This is a genomic window from Micromonospora sp. NPDC005413, from assembly GCF_040606435.1.
In the GTDB taxonomy this organism is placed as follows: Bacteria; Actinomycetota; Actinomycetes; order Mycobacteriales; family Micromonosporaceae; genus Micromonospora.
In genome coordinates this window covers 452,722-468,669 of record NZ_JBEXEV010000001.1, presented here as the reverse complement: position 1 = coordinate 468,669, position 15,948 = coordinate 452,722, and the positions used below count along the sequence as shown (strand labels likewise).

Annotated in this window: 15 protein-coding genes; 13 read left to right on the top strand and 2 right to left on the bottom strand. The window is 73.5% G+C overall.

Translation table 11 applies throughout. The features are described from left to right. Position 1: 1 nt before the first annotated feature. Positions 2-823, bottom strand: coding sequence for an IclR family transcriptional regulator (locus tag ABZS37_RS01810; RefSeq protein ID WP_355164894.1), 822 nt, complete (start codon positions 821-823; stop codon positions 2-4). A gap of 191 nt (positions 824-1,014) precedes the next feature. On the opposite strand from ABZS37_RS01810, the gene ABZS37_RS01805 reads away from it, so the two are divergent. From ABZS37_RS01805 to ABZS37_RS01780, 6 genes are read left to right on the top strand one after another with little or no spacing between them, the layout of a single operon-like run. Then, positions 1,015-1,968, top strand: a complete 954-nt coding sequence (locus ABZS37_RS01805) for a flavin reductase (protein WP_355164893.1) — start codon at positions 1,015-1,017, stop codon at positions 1,966-1,968. A gap of 5 nt (positions 1,969-1,973) precedes the next feature. Then, positions 1,974-3,251, top strand: coding sequence for an acyl-CoA dehydrogenase family protein (locus ABZS37_RS01800; protein ID WP_355164892.1), 1,278 nt, complete (start codon positions 1,974-1,976; stop codon positions 3,249-3,251). Continuing rightward, positions 3,248-4,750: an aldehyde dehydrogenase family protein gene (locus tag ABZS37_RS01795; RefSeq protein ID WP_355164891.1), complete on the top strand. Its 1,503-nt coding sequence runs from the start codon at positions 3,248-3,250 to the stop codon at positions 4,748-4,750. Before ABZS37_RS01800 ends, ABZS37_RS01795 begins: the two co-directional genes overlap by 4 nt. Continuing rightward, positions 4,747-5,658, top strand: coding sequence for an isocitrate lyase/PEP mutase family protein (locus ABZS37_RS01790; RefSeq protein WP_355164890.1), 912 nt, complete (start codon positions 4,747-4,749; stop codon positions 5,656-5,658). Before ABZS37_RS01795 ends, ABZS37_RS01790 begins: the two co-directional genes overlap by 4 nt. Further along, the gene (locus ABZS37_RS01785; protein WP_355164889.1) at positions 5,658-6,851 is read left to right on the top strand and encodes an NAD(P)/FAD-dependent oxidoreductase; all 1,194 of its coding nucleotides are present in this window, start codon (positions 5,658-5,660) and stop codon (positions 6,849-6,851) included. Before ABZS37_RS01790 ends, ABZS37_RS01785 begins: the two co-directional genes overlap by 1 nt. Beyond that, the gene (locus ABZS37_RS01780) at positions 6,848-8,308 is read left to right on the top strand and encodes an aldehyde dehydrogenase family protein (RefSeq protein WP_355164888.1); all 1,461 of its coding nucleotides are present in this window, start codon (positions 6,848-6,850) and stop codon (positions 8,306-8,308) included. Before ABZS37_RS01785 ends, ABZS37_RS01780 begins: the two co-directional genes overlap by 4 nt. 27 nt (positions 8,309-8,335) lie before the next feature. Here the strand turns inward: ABZS37_RS01780 and ABZS37_RS01775 are convergent, their stop codons facing one another. Next, complete coding sequence (locus tag ABZS37_RS01775) at positions 8,336-8,611, bottom strand: Dabb family protein (RefSeq protein ID WP_355164887.1); 276 nt, start codon at positions 8,609-8,611, stop codon at positions 8,336-8,338. Positions 8,612-8,690: 79 nt separating this feature from the next. Between ABZS37_RS01775 and ABZS37_RS01770 the strand changes: the two genes are divergently transcribed. The 7 genes from ABZS37_RS01770 to ABZS37_RS01740 are packed head-to-tail and all read left to right on the top strand — an operon-like array spanning position 8,691 to position 15,939. Next, on the top strand, positions 8,691-10,331 hold the full coding sequence (locus ABZS37_RS01770) for a nitrilase-related carbon-nitrogen hydrolase (protein ID WP_355164886.1): 1,641 nt from the start codon (positions 8,691-8,693) through the stop codon (positions 10,329-10,331). A 3-nt stretch (positions 10,332-10,334) separates the two neighbouring features. Further along, a complete protein-coding gene (locus tag ABZS37_RS01765; protein ID WP_355164885.1) occupies positions 10,335-11,141 on the top strand; it encodes an oxidoreductase in 807 nt (268 codons plus the stop codon). Then, positions 11,138-12,127 carry a dienelactone hydrolase family protein gene (locus tag ABZS37_RS01760; protein ID WP_355164884.1) on the top strand — a complete coding sequence of 330 codons (990 nt, stop codon included), beginning with the start codon at positions 11,138-11,140 and terminating at the stop codon, positions 12,125-12,127. Before ABZS37_RS01765 ends, ABZS37_RS01760 begins: the two co-directional genes overlap by 4 nt. Before the next feature lie 6 nt (positions 12,128-12,133). Further along, positions 12,134-13,405, top strand: a complete 1,272-nt coding sequence (locus tag ABZS37_RS01755; protein ID WP_355164883.1) for an aromatic ring-hydroxylating dioxygenase subunit alpha — start codon at positions 12,134-12,136, stop codon at positions 13,403-13,405. Next, a complete protein-coding gene (locus ABZS37_RS01750; protein WP_355164882.1) occupies positions 13,402-14,124 on the top strand; it encodes a hypothetical protein in 723 nt (240 codons plus the stop codon). Before ABZS37_RS01755 ends, ABZS37_RS01750 begins: the two co-directional genes overlap by 4 nt. Further along, entirely contained in the window at positions 14,117-15,118 is a 1,002-nt protein-coding gene (locus tag ABZS37_RS01745) for a hypothetical protein (RefSeq protein ID WP_355164881.1), read from the top strand. Before ABZS37_RS01750 ends, ABZS37_RS01745 begins: the two co-directional genes overlap by 8 nt. Beyond that, complete coding sequence (locus tag ABZS37_RS01740; protein ID WP_355164880.1) at positions 15,115-15,939, top strand: SDR family oxidoreductase; 825 nt, start codon at positions 15,115-15,117, stop codon at positions 15,937-15,939. Before ABZS37_RS01745 ends, ABZS37_RS01740 begins: the two co-directional genes overlap by 4 nt. Positions 15,940-15,948 lie beyond the last annotated feature (9 nt).

Below are 15,948 nucleotides of genomic sequence, written 5' to 3'. Positions count from 1 at the left end.
GTCAGGCGCCGCTGTAGCCGAGCTGAGCGGAGATCCGGCCGGTCGCCTTCAGTAGCGACTTCGCCAGCTCGGGCGAGTCCGGCTTGAACCGCCCCACCGGCCCGGCCACGCTGACGACCGCCACCACGTGCCCGTCGTGGTCGTAGACGGGTGCCGCAATCGATGTCGCGCCGGGCTGGCGTTCGCCGCGCGAGGTGGCATAGCCGCGTTTGCGGATGGCGGCCAGCTCCTTGCGCAGCTTCGCCGGGTCGGTGATGGTGCGGTCGGTGAGCTCGTCGAGCCGGTGCCGCTCCAGGTAGGCGTCGAACTCGTCCTCGGCGACGAAGGCCAGGAACGCCTTGGACGAGCTGCCGGCGTGCAGCGGGTACGGGATGCCGATGTTGACGTCCAGCCGCAGCTCGTGCTCGGGCACCACCTGGTCGACATACAGCCGGGTGTCGCCCCGGCGCAGCGACAGCGTGGCGGTCTCGCCCGTCTGGGCCGCCAGCGCGCGCAGCTCCGGGCCGGCCATCGCGCGCAGGTCGGTGCGGGCCAGGTAGGCCCGGCCGAGCGTGACGGCCGCGTGGCCCAGTGCGTAGCGACGGGTGCTCGGGTCGACAATGATCAGATCCCGGCTGCGCAGCGCCGTGAGGATGCGGTGCACGGCGGCCTTGGTCAGGCCCAGCGCGGTCGCGATCTCGGTGACGCCCAGGTCCGGTCGCCCGCTGCGCCCGAAGTAGAGCAGCACGTCCATCGCCCGCTCGACCGCCGCGATCGAGCGGGACTGGCCGTCGCCGTCCTCCGCAACGGCCGGTGCCGTCGCCGCGGATGTCCGACTGGTCATGGGTGGGCCTCCACAGCACTGTTCGTCTTTGTCCGGTCTCAGAGCAGTGTAGGTCGCTCGATTCCGCCCAGCGAAACAGCGTGTCCTGAGTGTCGCCGGCCGCCCGGACCAAACGGCGGTTGACACGGGACACCACCCCTCGTTACGTTTCTGGTAACGGCGTTTCCTGATGCGAAACGGAGAGCCTGCCAGTGTCGGTCGACAGCATCACGTTCCGCTCGGCCCTCGCCCAGTGGCCCAGTGGCGTCGGTGTCGTGACCACCGTCGTCGACGGCCAGCCGCACGGCATGACCGCGAGCTCGTTCTCCTCGGTCAGCCTCAACCCGCCGCTGGTCTCCGTCTGCCTGGGCGTCCACCTTCCCAGCCACGCCCTGGTGGAGCAGGCCGGGGTCTTCGCGATCAGTTTCCTCGGCAAGGGCCAGGCCGGCATCGGCCAGCGCTTCGCCGGCATGCGCCCCGAGATCACCGACCGCTTCGCCGGGCTGGACTGGGCGTACGCCGAGACCGGCTGCCCGGTCCTGGCCAACTCGACCGCCTGGCTGGACTGCCGGGTCGTGCACGCCTACCCCGGCGGCGACCACACGATCTTCGTCGGCGAGGTGCTCGCCGCCGACACCCCCCGGGTCGGCGCCCCGTTGCTGTTCCACTCCAGCGTGTGGAGTCAGCTCGCCGACCCCCTGCCGGAGAGGATCGACATCGCGATCGGGGGCCGGCTCTCCCGCCTACGCGCGAACACCCTGGCGATGGCCGGCTTCACGGTGCGGGCGACGCCCGGCCCGATGATCGCCGACGCCTTCCGGGCCGGCGGCGAGGAGGCCACCCTCGCCGAGCTGGACCAGCTGCTGCGCGCCGGGCACACCGCCGTCACCCTGGTCGAAGCGGCCGACGCCAGCCCGGTGCAGGTGCGGGCAGTGCTCGCCGACGCCACCGTGCGCGCCCGCCGCGCCTCACTTCGGGTGCGGCTGCGGACCCAGCGCGGGCTCGGCCTGGTCAACGCCACGGTCGCGATGAAGAGCGGGGTCACCGGCTTCGACACCACCCTCAGCGGGCGAGCGGGTGCCCTGCGCACCCGCGACCTGGTCTTTCTCGCCCGTCAACTCGGGGTGTCCTGTCCCCGGCTCCCCGCCACCAACCCAGAGGAGTGACCCACATGTCCACCGGCGGACGGCTCATCGACGACCTCACCCCGGCCGAGCAGGATCGCGCGGCCCGGGTGGAGAAGGTGCTGCCCGCGCTGCGGGCCGCCGCCGCGCAGGCCGACGCCGACGGGGTGTTCCCCGCCGCGCACGTCGCGCTGCTGCGCGATGCCGGGCTGCTCGGCCTGGTGATTCCGCAGGAGTACGGCGGCCTCGGCGGCGGCCTTCGCGACCTCGCCGCCGCCACCTTCGCGATGGGCAGCGCGTGCCCGTCGACGGCGTTGGCCTTCTTCTTCCACAACACCAGCGCCTCCCGGGGCCTGCTGCCGCTGGAGGCGATCGAGCGCGGCCTCTTCGACGACGACGATGTCCCCGCCGTGCGGGCCTTCGCCGAGAAGGTGCTGACCCGGATGGCCGGTGGGATGTGGCTGGCCAACTTCGCCAGCGAGGCGGTGAAGAGCTCGTCGGCCAACATCGCCATCTCCACCACCGCCACCCCGGCCAGCCGCGACGGCGTCGACGGCTGGTCGCTCAGCGGCGAGAAGTCGTTCGGCTGCGCCACCGGCGTCGCCGACACCTACCTGGTCACCGCCCGGCTCGCCGGGCACGAGACGGCGGACGGGCTGGCACTGTTCCTGGTGCCCCGCGATGCCGCCGGGGTCGCCTCACGGCCGAGCTGGGACGGCATCGGCATGCGCGGCTCGGCCAACCACGGCATCCGCCTCGACGACGTCTTCATTCCGGCCGACGAGGCGCTCACCGTGCCCGGCGCGTTCGTGAAGATGTTGCAGTGCAGCCGGGGCAGCTTCGTCGGCAACCAGCTGGCCATCACGGCGGTCTACGTCGGCGCGGCGCAGAGTGTCTACGACGACACGCTGACCAGGCTCACCCAGAAGACCTTCGCCGACACCGGCCGGCCGATTGCGGAGAGCCCCATGCACCAGGTGATCATCGGCGATATGACGGAACGGTTGGAGACGGCGTACCTCTGGCTGCGCCGCCAGTTGCTGCTGGAGACCAGCGAGCCACCGCTGCGCCCGCACGCCGAGGTCTACCAGCAGTGGCGGCTGGCGAAGGGCTCGATCTGCGAGGCGTGCTTCGACGTGGCGCTCGGCGCGCTCAAGGCGTCCGGCACGTCGAGTGCCACCATGAACGGGCCCGTCGGCCGGGCGCTGCGGGACCTGGCAATGGGGCTGGTGATGACGTTCCCGCCGGAGCGCGGCCGGTTGGAGGCGGCCGGCATGGTCACCGGCGACCGGTCCAACAACCTGTTCGCGGCGGTGGCCGGGTGACCGGGCCCCACCAACCGGACCTGCCCGATCTCGCCGACCTGGTCGACGGGGTCTGGACGCCCAGTGACGCACCGCTCGGGTTCGACCTGGAGGATCCGGCGACCGGGGCGGTGCGGCGGCCCGCCGCCGGCACGCCACCGGACCGGATCGAGGCCGCCGTCGCCGCTGCCTCGGCGGCGCACGAGGCCGGGAGCTGGGCCGCACTGCCGGCCCCGGCTCGCGCCGACGTGCTGGACGGCGTCGCCGAGGCGGTCGAGGGCGTCGCGGCCGAGATCTGCGCGCTGGAGTCGGCGACCACCGGCGTGCCGATCCGGCAGACCACACCGCTGGGCGTGATCCTCGGCGGTGCGTTCCGGCTCGCCGCCGCCCAGCTACGGCAGGGCCCGCAGAGCCAGGAGTTCCACCGTGAGGACGGCCGGATCGTGCACGCCGAACGGCTGCCCTGGGGCCCGGCCGTCTGCGTGGTGCCGTGGAACGCGCCCGCGCCGATGGCCGCGCACAAGGTCGCGAACGCGCTCGCCGCCGGCTGCCCCACGATCCTCAAACCCAGCGAGTACGCCCCGCACGGCAGCCAACGGCTCGCCGCCGTCATCGGGGCCGTGCTCGCCGCCTCCGGCGTACCGGCCGGGGTGTTCCAGCTCGTGCACGGCGGGGCCGAGGTCGGCGCGGCCCTGGTCAGCGATCCGCGGATCCGGGCGGTCTCCTTCACCGGCGGGCTCGCCGCCGGGCGGGCGGTCGCGGCGGCCTGCGCCTACGACATCAAGCCGGTGCAGCTCGAACTCGGCGGCAACAACCCGCTGGTCGTGCTCCCCGATGCCGACGTCGCCGACGTCGCCCGTGCCGCGGTCGACCTGCTCAGCACGCTCAACGGCCAGTGGTGCCGGGCGCTGGGCCGGCTGATCGTGCCCGCCGACCGGCACGACGAGATCGTCGGGGCGATCGCCGACCGGCTCGCCGGCCTGGTCGCCGGCGCGCCGCTGGACCCCGCGACCGACCTCGGTCCGCTGGTGCACTCCCGGCACCTGGCCCGGGTGTTGGCCGCCCGCGACGACCTGCTGGCCCACGGCGGGACCGCGGTCACCGGCACCACGCTGCCGGCCGCCGGGCCGCTGGCCGGCGGGAACTTCCTCGCCCCGACGCTGGTCACCGGCGTCGCCGCGGCGCACACCTGCGAGGAGATCTTCGGACCGGTGGCGGCGGTGCACCCGTACGCCACCCTGGACGAGGCGGTGGCGCTGGCCAACGGCACGCCGTACGGGCTGGAGGCGTACGTGCTCGGCGCGGACGAGGAGGCGGCGCTGGCCGTGGCCCGCCGGATCCGGGCCGGCGAGGTCAAGGTCAACGGCTCCTCGGTGCTCAGCCTGCACCTGTTCAGCCCGCGACCGGCGTTCGGGCTGTCCGGGTACGGCGAGGAGGGCACCGCCGAGACCCTGCGGTTCTTCAGCAACCCTCGGGTGGTCGGCGTCGAGGGCGGCTTCGCGCTGCACGGGCGGCCATGAACCCGGGCGACACCGTCCCGGCGAGGGATGCACCCGACGGCACAGCGCCCGCACGCCCGGCCGACGTGCTGCGGGCGCTGCTCGGCGGCGCCTCGCCGGTGCACGCCCCCGGCGTACACGACCCGCTCACCGCCGCGCTGGCCGTCGAGGCCGGGCACCGGGCCGTGCACCTGTCCGGTGCGGTCTGCGCCGCGGTCGAGCTGGGCCTTCCCGACCTGGGGTACCTGCACGGCACGCACGTGGCGGAGCGGGCCGCCCGGCTGGTCCCTGCGCTGGCCGGCGTGCCGCTGATCGCCGACGCGGACACCGGCTACGGCAACCCGCTGCACGCGGTCTGGACCGCCCAGCGGTATGCGGCGGCCGGCGTCGCCGGGCTGCACCTGGAGGACCAGGTCAGCCCAAAGCGCTGCGGCCACCTGGCCGGCAAGGAACTGCTGGACACCGCCGGCGCGACGGCGAAGATCCGGGCGATCGCCGAGGCGGGCACCGGTCTGCTGCTGATCGCACGCACCGACGCCTACTCGGTGGCCGGCCTCGACGAGGCGATCGAACGGGCCGGCCGGTTCGCCGCCGCCGGCGCCGACGCGGTTTTTTTGGAGGGCGTGGACACCGTCGAGGAGTTGGCGGCGGTGCGTACCGCGCTGCCCGGCGTACCCCTGGTGGTGAACCGCTCTGAGGCCGCCGGCGTGCGCGCCTTTCCGCCCGACGACGTGCTCGGCGCGCTCGGGGTCCGGGTCGTGCTGCACCCGGTCGCGCCGATGCTGGCCGCGCTCCGCGCGGCTGCCGCCGTCTACGCCGCGATCGGCCGGGACGGCCACGCCGACGCGGTGCCCCGGCTTGCCTGGTCGTCGTTCACCGCACTGGTCGGCCAGGACGACGCGCTGACTCTCGATCGGAGGTACGCCTGATGCACGTGCTGATCGCCGGAGCGGGGCCCGTCGGGCTGACCGCGGCGCTCGCGCTGGCCCGCCGGGGCTGCGAGGTGACCGTGCTGGAGGCCGGCGACCAGCTCGCCGCCGAGTCCCGCGCCTCCACGTTCCACCCACCGACGCTGGAGATGCTCGACGCGCTGGGGGTCGGCGCGGACCTGTTGGCGCGCGGGCTGGTCGCGCCGACGTTCGCCTACCGGGACCGCCGGGAGGGGCTGATCGCGGAGCTGGACCTCTCGGTGCTCGCCGCCGACACTCCGTACCCGTACCGGGTGCAGTGCGAGCAGTCCAAGCTGACCCAGATCCTGCTGGGCCACCTGGCCCGGCACCCAGCAGCCCGGGTCCACTTCGGCTGGCCGGTGGAGTCGGTACGGCAGGCCGACGGCGGCGTGGTAGCGGTCGCCGAGGACGGCCGGGAAGTGGCCGGCGACTGGCTGATCGCGGCCGACGGCGCCAGTTCCGCGGTACGGCGGGCGCTGGAGCTGCCGTTCGACGGGATCACCTACCCCGAACGGTTCCTGGTGGCCTCCACCGACGAGGACCTGCCGGCGCTGCTCGGCCCGCTGGCGTACGTCAACTACGTCTTCGACCCGGACGAGTGGTCGGTGCTGCTGCGCACGCCGGAGCACTGGCGGGTGCTGCTGCCCACCCCCGAGGACACCCCCGACGCCCACGAGCTGGGCCGGCTCGACGAGCGGCTGCGGGCGATCGCCGACCCGGGCCGGCCGTGGCGGGTGGCGCACGCCAGTCTGTACCGGGTGCACCAGCGGGTCGCCGCGGCGTTCCGGCAGGGGCGGGTGCTGCTGGCCGGCGACGCCGCGCACGTCAACAACCCGCTCGGCGGGCTGGGCATGAACTCGGGCATCCACGACGCGGTCGCCTACGCGGAGGTGCTGGCCGCAGACCGCACGGCACCGCACGGCGGGGAGCTGGACCGGGCGGTGACGACGGTGGCCGACGAGCGGCGCCGGATCGCCCTGACGTACGTGCAGGAGGTATCCGACCAGAACTACCGCCGGATGCGGGTGACCGATCCGCAGCTGCGCTCCGCGCACCTGGCCGGCCTGCGCGCGCTGGCCGAGGATCCGGCGGCTGCCCGGGCGTACCTGCTGCGCAGCTCCATGATCGCCTCGCTGCGCCCCGACGCCGGGCAGCCGGTGGCGCGGGCATGACGGCACCCGGCGACGGCCCGGTGATCGAGCGGGAGAACCCGTCCAGGGTCACCGAGCTGGTCGGCACGGTCGGTGTGAGCGGGCCCGACCGGGTGGACTCCCTGGTCCGCCGGGCCGACGCCGCGCAGCGGGGCTGGGCGGCCACCGGCATCGCGCGGCGGCTCGCCGCGCTGGCCGCCGGCGCCGACGCGATCGCCGGACGGCTCGAACCGCTGGCCGAGCTGCTGGCCCGGGAGTCGGGCAAGGTGCTCGCCGACTGCCGCGGCGAGGTCGGGTTCGCCGCCACGTACCTGCGCTGGGTCGTCGAGCACGCCCCGGCGGCGTACGCGGAGCGGGAGATCGACGACGCGGCCGGCCGGCTGCTGCGGCTGCCCCGGCCCTACGGGGTCATCGCCGCGATCACGCCGTGGAACGCGCCGATCATCCTCACCGTGCTCAAGGTGGCCCCGGCCCTCGCCGCCGGCAACGCGGTGGTGGTCAAGCCCTCGCCGCTGGCCCCGCTGGCGGTCTCGGAGGCGCTGCGCCTGCTCGCCGGGGCGCTGCCGGACGGGACGCTGGCGGTCGTCCACGGCGACGCCGTAGCCGGAGCCGCGCTGGTCGGGCACCCGCTGGTGCGCAAGGTGGCGTTCACCGGTGGCAGCGCGGCGGCCCGGCAGGTGGCAGCGACGGCTGCCACCCAGACCACGCCGGTCGTGCTGGAGCTGGGCGGCAACGACGCGGCGATCTTCCTGCCCGACGCCGACCTGGGCGCCGAGCCGATGCGCCGGCTGGTCCTGGCGAGCTTCGCCACCAGCGGTCAGGTGTGTATGGCGGCGAAGCGGCTGTACGTGCACCGCAGCCGTCGCGACGATTTCGTGGCGGCCTACCGGTCGGCCGCCGCAAAGGTGCTGCGCGTCGGTGACGCGCTCACGCCCGGGGTGAGCATGGGCCCGGTCGTCTCGGCCGGCGCAGCCGGCCGGATCGAGCGGATCGTCGCGGCGGCCGTCGACCGGGGAGCCACCGCGCTGCCGCTGGGCACCGTCGACGGCGGCACCGACCTGGCCGGCGGGTACTTCGTGGCACCGACACTCGTGCTGGACGCACCGGACGACGCCGAGGTGGTCGCCGGGGAGCAGTTCGGGCCGACGGTGCCGCTGCTGGTCTACGACGACGAGGAGGAACTGCTGGCCCGGGTCAACGCCGACGAGCTGGGCCTGGGCGGCTCCGTCTGGTCGGCCGACGAGGAGCGGGCGTTCGCGCTGGCCCGCCGGGTCGAGGCGGGCTTCGTCTTCGTCAACACGCACAACCGGACCGGGCTGTCGCTGCGGGCGCCGTTCGGTGGGGTGAAGCGCTCCGGCTACGGCCGGGAGTACGCCGAGGAGGGGCTGGCCGAGTACGCGCAGACCTGCGTCGTGCACGCCCCCGGCCCGTTCCGGCCCGGTGGCGCCGGGCTGGCCGCCAACGCGTACCCGGGCTGAGGCCGGGCCGCGCGGGCGGGACCTGTTTCAGTAGTCGACGACGGCGCGGGCCGCGAGGCGCGGCTTGAGCCAGCCCGCCACCTCCAGGTGGGCGGGGTGGGCCTGGTAGGCGCGCAACGCGTCCGCGTCGGTGTGTGTGCTGATCATGCACAGGTCGTAGGAGACCGCGGTCCGCAGCGTGTCCAGGGCGACCGTCAGCGTCGCGATCTCATCAATTGTGCTGGCCAGACCTTCCAGCAGCGACTTCGCCTTGGCAGCATCGGCCGCATCGGCGAACTTCATCAGCACCACGTGCGTAAACACCTGTTCGTCCCCCTGTTCCCCAGCGTCGCCCGAGTGTATGTTCTGGAAACAGCGTTTCGCTAGGGGAACCGGAGCGGGAATGACCATCAGGGTTGCCGCCGTACAGTTCGAGGCCGGCCAGGACATCGAGGCCAACCTGGCCACCTGCCTGCGTCTGGTCGCCGACGCCGCCGGACAGGGCGCGCAGCTCGTGGTGCTGCCCGAGTTCTGCAACCACCTGGCCTGGTACACCGACCGCGCCCAGGCACACGCCCTGGCCACCCGGCCGGGCGACACGTTCCTCACCGCGATCTCGGCGAGCGCCGCCGTGCACCGGGTGCACATCAAGATCAATGTCACGCACGCGTACCCCGACGGACGCACCGGCGGCACCAACTTCCTCTTTGGACCGGACGGGGCGGTGCTCGGCAGCTGCGACAAGCAGGTCCTGATGGGCGCGGAGAACGACCACCTCGACCCGGCGACCGAGGTCGGACCGGTGCTCGACACCCCGATCGGCCGGATCGGCATGTACGCCTGCATGGAGGGCGTCATTCCCGAGGTCACCCGCGGGCTCGCGCTGCGCGGCGCGCAGGTGCTGCTGAACAGCCTGAACTCGTTCGCCACCGACGAGGCCGCGTTGCACATCCCGGTGCGGGCCGCGGAGAACCGGGCCTGGGTGATCGCCGCCAACAAGGTCGGCCCGCTGCTGCCCGCCGAGCACCTGCCGGCCATGAGCCGCGGCCTCGGCGTGCCGGAGCAGTGGCTGCACGGGGCCGGCGAGTCGCAGATCGTCGCACCGGACGGCACGGTGGTGGCCAGGGGCCCGCGCACCGGTGAGGCCGTCGTCATCGCCGACATCGACCCGGAGCGCGCCGGCAACAAGCACCGCCCGGACGGCACCGACATCCTCGCGGCCCGCCGACCGGAACTCTACGGCCCACTCGGGGACGCGCCGACCGGCCGCCGCCGGCCGCCCGGCGCGCCGAGCCTGCCGGTCGCCGTGGTCCGGCCACGGGACCCCGGCCAGGCGGCCGACCTGCTCGGCAAGGCGATGGCCGAGGGCGCGCTGCTCGCCGTGCTCGCCGAGAACGCCCTCGGCGCGCACGTCGGGCCGGCCGAGGTGGCCGCGGCGCTGGCACCGGCACTGCACGGCACCGACGGGTACGCCGTCGCCACCGCCCACGGCCCCGACGGCCCGGTCGGGCTGCTCATCGGCCCGTCCGGCGTGGTCGGCGAGCAGCCACAACTGCATCGGGCCGGTGCGGCCCGCGACGCCGCGCGACCCGGCGACGCGCTGCGCACCTTCGACCTGCCCTGGGGGCGGCTGGCGATCGTGGTGGGCGACGACGCGATCTTCCCGGAGACGTTCCGGCTCGCCGCGCTCGCCGACGCCGATGTGGTCGCCGTGCCGTTCACTCCGCGCGAGCCCTGGGAGCTGGCGCTGGGCCTGCCGGAGCGGGCCGCCGAGAACCGGCTCAACGTGATCGCCGCCGGGCCCCTCGGCACCGGCGCCGCGGTCTTCGCGCTCAGCGCCGACTTCACCCTCTGGACCACCTGGGCCGGGCCGTTCACCGGCCGGATCAGCAGCCCGCTGCGCACCGACATCGCCGCCGACCGGCCCGTCACGCATGCCGTGGTGGCCCCGGCGCAGGCGGCGAACCGACTCGTCTCCCGCCGAACCGACCTCGTCGACGGCCGCCCGTGGCGGCTCGTCCAGGCCCTCACCGAAAGGCGCTGACCCGTGGCCGACACGTTGAAACCCGTCGAGGACATGCTCGACGACTCCCCCACGGTCGACGTCCACGAGACGTTCCACCGCTACCAGATACTCCTGGATGAGCTGAAGGCCAAGATCGACGCACGGTTCGAGCTGACCCGCGACCCGTCCACCGAGCCGCTGGAGCACTACGGGGACTACCCGAACGGGCCGGGCGGCTCGCTCGCCGCGTACACCGGGCCCGAGGTCGACTGGCTCGTCCACTCCTGGCTGGGCAACCCGGCGGCCAGCTTCGCCAACCTGCACCTCACGTGCTGGCTGGGCCCCCAGGTCAGGGTGCCGCACCTGGGGCTGGCCCTGCTGGTCTGGCCCGGCGGCTGGTTCTACATCGACTCCGTACCCCGGGTCAACATGGTCGAACACGGCGACTACTACGACCGGTACTACGAGCCGGTCAACGAGGAGTGGCTGCAACTGCGCGCCGACCCGGCGTTCGACTACTTCGTCAGCCGGGCCGGGTTCATCCGGGCCAGCCTGTCGCCGACGGCGTACTGCTACTCCTTCGACCGCAGCCCGGAGAACATCGAGAAGGTCAGCCAGGTGACCCACGCCCACGTGGACCGGTGGCTGCGCTGGGTCGACGAGGCCGAGCCGGTGCCGGCCGAGGAGCAGGCCGCGCTCGCCGAGACCGACCTGCGGATCCGCCGCAACATCGCCGACCGCGACCCGGCGAACGTGATGGGCGTGCGCTACTTCGGCGAGGAGACCACCAACCAGCTCGTCCGCGCGCTCTGGGGCGGCGACCGCGAACTCCCCCGGCCGTCGGCATGAGCGGCCCGCAGCGAAGCGGTGTCCGATCGCTCTGGTGGGCCGCGCGCATCCCCGGCGCGCCGGCGCCGTTCGACACCGCGCACCTGCGGGTCTACTACCCGGCGCGGCCCACCGGCTCGGACGCCGAGCGGCTCAGCGGGGTGCTGGCGGCCGACCCGGCCGGGGCGCCGTACCCGGTGGTCCTGCTGGTCTCCGGGGTCAACGTCGGGCAGGACGCCTACCGCTGGCTGGCGGTGGAGCTGGCCGCGCGGGGCGTCGTCGCGGTGACCTACGACTGGGTCGGGGTGCTCTTCGCCGGCCTGCACGGGATCACGCCCGGCGTCGACCTGGACGCGGCCCGGCCGGACGGTTACGGCAGCCGGCCGACCAGCCCGTCGCTGCGCCCGGTGCTCGACGCGCTGGCGCAGCTCACCGGGCCGCTCGACGGGTTGCTCGACCTCGACCGGGTGGCGCTGGTGGGCCACTCGGCCGGCGGCACGGTGGCGCTGCAGTCGGCGCGGTTCCTGCCCGAGGTCCGTGCGGTGGCCACCTACGGGGCGCACACCATGGTGGCGACCATGCTCGGCTGGCCGGCCGGCACCGTGCTGCCGGCCCAGGTGAACTGCCCGGTCATGCTGCTCGCCGGCACCAACGACGGCGTGATCAACGGCTCGGCCGACCGATATGGCGAGGACGCGGCCACCCGCGCCGACCCGATCACCCGCACCTTCGACGAGGCGCTGCCCGACGCGGGCGGCACCAACCTGCTGGTGCGGCTGGCCGGTGCCAACCATTTCGGCATCGTGCACCCGCTCGACCCCACCTCGGCGCGCGCCTTCCTCGACGAGGAGGCGACCGCCGACCCGGACACCACACGCGCACTCCTGGTCGACCTGCTGTCCGGGTTCCTCGCCGTCCACCTTCGCGGCGAACCGGCCGACGAGTTCGACCGGTTGCTGACAGAGCTCGACACCACCTCTTCGATCGCCTCGTTCCGTCGGAGGTAAGCCACCATGCTCAAGAACTTCTGGTACGCGGTCGAGTTCTCCGACCGGGTCACCACCAAGCCGGCCCGGATCACCGTGCTCGGCCAGTTCCTGGCCCTCTACCGCACCCCGAGCGGGCGGGTGGTAGCCCTGTCCGACCTGTGCGTGCACCGGGGGGCGGCGCTCTCCGGCGGCTCGACGGCCGGCGAGAACATCGTCTGCCCGTACCACGGCTGGGAGTTCGAGCCGGGCGGGGCGTGCACGAAGATCCCGGCGAACCAGCCCGGCCGGGGCATCCCGAACAAGGCCCGGGTCGACTCGTACCCGGTGCAGGAGCGCTACGGCTTCGTCTGGGTCTTCATGGGCGACCTGCCCGAGGCCGAGCGACCGCCGATCCCGGTCTGGCCGGAGTTCGACAACCTCGTGGAGAACGGCGGCAAGTACCGCGCGGTGACCGGCGAGTTCCTGTGGAAGGCCAACTACGAGCGGATCCTGGAGAACGGCTGCGACATCGCGCACGCGCCCTTCGTGCACGGCAGCGTGTTCGGCAATCGGGAGAAGCCCGAGGTTCCCGAGTACGAGCTCGAGGTGCCCGACGAGTGGTCGGCGTACGCCACGGTCAGCCTGCACCCGCCGCGCTCGAAGGGCCTCTGGTCGCTGATCAGTCGCAACAACGCGGACCTGGCCAACCGCCCGCCGGTGGTCACCTCGGCCGGCTGGATGCTGCCCAACATGATCAAGCTGCACGTCCGGCTGCCGATCGGCGAGCTGATCATCTACGACACCAACATCCCCGTGGACGAGACGACCACACTGGTCAAGTGGGTCGCCCTGCGCACCTTCTTCACCGGGGCCTGGGCCAACCGCAACGCCGTGCAGCGCGTCCTCAAGATCTTCTACCAGGACGCCGAGGTGGTGAACAACGTCCGCCCCGAGCTGCTCCCGTTCGACCTCGGCGCGGAGCTGCACGTCAAGAGCGACCTCATCGCGGTGCACTACCGGCGACGTCGACAGGAGCTGGCCGAGCAGGGCTGGATGCTCTCCGACTCCGACCGGGTGACGGGCGACGTGCCGCGTCGGGAGGCAACCGTCATCCCCTCGCCGGCCCGCCGGGAGAACCCGGAGCTGGCCCGCGCCTGGGTGCACAAGGCCAAGGGTGACCACCCGACCGTGGCGGAGTCCCAGCGGATCGGGCTCAAGCGCATCACCGAGGAAGAGGGCGCCGACGCCGCCGCAGGAGCGCAGGCGCAGGCGAGCCCCGAACCGAGCAACGGCGCGACGACGAAGGAGCAGGCATGAGCCTCCCGCTGGAACTCTGCGAGAACGCCGTGGCCCACCTGACCACCCGGCACCCGCTCACCACGGTCATCGACGAGCCGCTGAGCAGCCCGATGTCGCCCGACCCGGTGGGTTCGCTGCGGGTCTGGAAGGGCGCACCGGGCCAGCCGGTGGCCACGGTGGTCTACGTCGGGCTGGTCGTCCCGATGATCCGCCTCGACAGCCACATGGTCTTCGCCTTCACCGCCGCCGACAGCGCGATCCCGCACTTCACCCTGGATTCGGTGTACGGCGGCGACTACTACGCGTACCACCTCGACCTGATTCCCCGGGCCGAGCTGAGCAGTCACCTGCCCTACATGGACGCGGCGTACCAGCCGCTCACCGAGGTCTTCACCGAGGCCAGCGCGATGGACGGGCTGAGCCGGGCCGACATCAGGCCCCGCCAGTACGCGCTGATGTCACCGTGGATGCTGGTCGGCCGGGCCACCGAGGAGGCGTTCCGGAAGATCGGAGCCGCCGTCTCCGCGTACGTCGAGCACTGGTCCGCGCTGGTGACCGACGGCCTGCCGGCCGACGTCGTGGCCGGCCTGGCCGACACCGACCTGGCCGCCCGGGACACCGCAGTGCGGGTCAACCTGTTCAGCCCCGACGTCGACCCGGTCTGGGCCCGGGTCACCCAGCTGATCGGCGAGCCGGCAACCGCCCGGATCCGGGCGGAGCTGATCGGCAATGAGTGAACCGACCGCACCGACAACCGCACCGGCGGCCGTCGAACAGAGCGCGTGGCAGCAGCGGATCGCCGGCGAATGGCACGGCCGCCCGTCGCTGTTCACCGCCACCGGCGTCTGGCAGGGCTTCGAGGAGATCCACCGCTCGTCGGTCTTCGCCGACGGCGTCACCACGTACTACATGGACGGCGGGCTGGTCGGCGGGGGCGAGCTGGCCGGGCGCTACCGGCTGGGCGCGCCCTTCGCCTTCGGCGTGCTCGACTCCGACGCCAACCGGGTCTACACCGGTCCCGACTTCTTCGGCACCGGCCAGCCGTACGGGTCCTTCGTGGACGCGCACTACTACGGCCCCGGCTGGCAGGTCGACCTGAACACCTGGAACCATGTGCTGCCCGACGGGGAGACCCAGGTCTACTCGTCGGTGCTCTACCAGGGCTGGACGGTCGTGGGCTGCTTCAACGGCGTCTACACCCGCAGCTTCGACCACGACACCAACCCGGACACCCGGGAGCGGGTGGCGCGGTTCCTGTCCGCCGAGGAGCGGCGCGGTCCGGTGCCGTACATCCTGCCGACCAAGCAGGCCGGCGCGTTCACCGGCAGCTGCGAGCTGTGGGGCGCCGACCAGCAACTGCGTGGCACGGTCGCGGTGCGCCTCGGTCTGGAGCCGATCAACCTGCTCCGTACCCGCCGGGTGGTGGACTGGACCGGCGCCGGCCTGGACCGGCGGTACGTGGTCGAGCAGCGCCGCGACGGCGACCGGCTGTTCTTCGAGGGCCCCGACGCCTGGGGCAACGCGCAGGGCTTCGGCCGGGCCAGCTACCCGTCCTGGCATTTTCACGCCGACGGCGGCGACGTGTGGAAGGTCAAGGGCCGCGAGTTCGCCATCGACGCCGAGCCTGGCATGTCCGCCGGCGGTCGCCTCGCCGTGGTGTACGAGCTGTTCCGGGGCAACGTGCTGGACAGCGTCCTGCACGGCCTGCTCACCTGGGAGCCGACCGGATGACCGCGGTGGTGGTGACCGGCGGCACCCGCGGGATCGGCGCAGGACTGGTCCGCGCGCTGCTGGCCCGCGGCGCCCGGGTCGCGTTCTGCGGACGCAGCGCGGAGTCGGTGGCCACGGCGCTCGCCGCGCTGCCCTCCGACGCCTCGACGCCCTCCGGCGCTCAGGTGCTCGGGGTACGCGCGGACGTCACCGACCGCGTCGACGTGTCCGCTCTGTGGTCGGCCGCCACCGAGGCGTTCGGCGGCGTCGACATCTGGATCAACAACGCGGGCACGAACCATGCCCGCCGCCCACTGTGGGAGCTGGCACCGGCGGAGCTGGACGGGGTGCTCGCGGCGAACCTCGGCGGGGTGGCCCGGGCCAGCGCGGTGGTGCTCGCCGCGATGATCGAGCAGGGCCACGGCGCGCTGTGGAACATGGAGGGCTTCGGCTCCAACGGCCAGGCCCGGCCGGGGCTGACCGGGTACGGGGCGTCGAAGCGTGCGGTCACCTACCTGACCGACGGGTTGGCCAAGGAACTCGCCGCAGCCGGCCTCGCCGACAAGGTCACCGTGCACCACCTCTCGCCCGGAATCGTCGTGACCGACCTGCTCACTCACGACTACCCGCCGGACGAGCTGGCGAAGGCCAAGAAGATCTTCAACATCCTCGGTGACCGGGTGGAGACGGTCACCCCGTGGCTGGCCGACCGGGTCCTCGCCGGGGGCCGCAACGGCAGCCGCGCCGCCTGGTTGACCGGCCGCAAGGCCGCCGCCCGGTTCGCCGCGGCCGGCTTCCACAAGCGCGACCTCTTCGGCGACTCCGTCGGCGGCCCCGGATGACCCGGCGGG

Coding starts and splice junctions, on each gene's coding strand:
- ABZS37_RS01740 (WP_355164880.1), top strand. CDS start 15,115: ATGACCGCGGTGGTGGTGACCGGCGGCACCCGCGGGATCGGCGCAGGA.
- ABZS37_RS01760 (WP_355164884.1), top strand. CDS start 11,138: ATGAGCGGCCCGCAGCGAAGCGGTGTCCGATCGCTCTGGTGGGCCGCG.
- ABZS37_RS01755 (WP_355164883.1), top strand. CDS start 12,134: ATGCTCAAGAACTTCTGGTACGCGGTCGAGTTCTCCGACCGGGTCACC.
- ABZS37_RS01785 (WP_355164889.1), top strand. CDS start 5,658: ATGCACGTGCTGATCGCCGGAGCGGGGCCCGTCGGGCTGACCGCGGCG.
- ABZS37_RS01790 (WP_355164890.1), top strand. CDS start 4,747: ATGAACCCGGGCGACACCGTCCCGGCGAGGGATGCACCCGACGGCACA.
- ABZS37_RS01745 (WP_355164881.1), top strand. CDS start 14,117: ATGAGTGAACCGACCGCACCGACAACCGCACCGGCGGCCGTCGAACAG.
- ABZS37_RS01780 (WP_355164888.1), top strand. CDS start 6,848: ATGACGGCACCCGGCGACGGCCCGGTGATCGAGCGGGAGAACCCGTCC.
- ABZS37_RS01770 (WP_355164886.1), top strand. CDS start 8,691: ATGACCATCAGGGTTGCCGCCGTACAGTTCGAGGCCGGCCAGGACATC.
- ABZS37_RS01810 (WP_355164894.1), bottom strand. CDS start 823: ATGACCAGTCGGACATCCGCGGCGACGGCACCGGCCGTTGCGGAGGAC.
- ABZS37_RS01800 (WP_355164892.1), top strand. CDS start 1,974: ATGTCCACCGGCGGACGGCTCATCGACGACCTCACCCCGGCCGAGCAG.
- ABZS37_RS01750 (WP_355164882.1), top strand. CDS start 13,402: ATGAGCCTCCCGCTGGAACTCTGCGAGAACGCCGTGGCCCACCTGACC.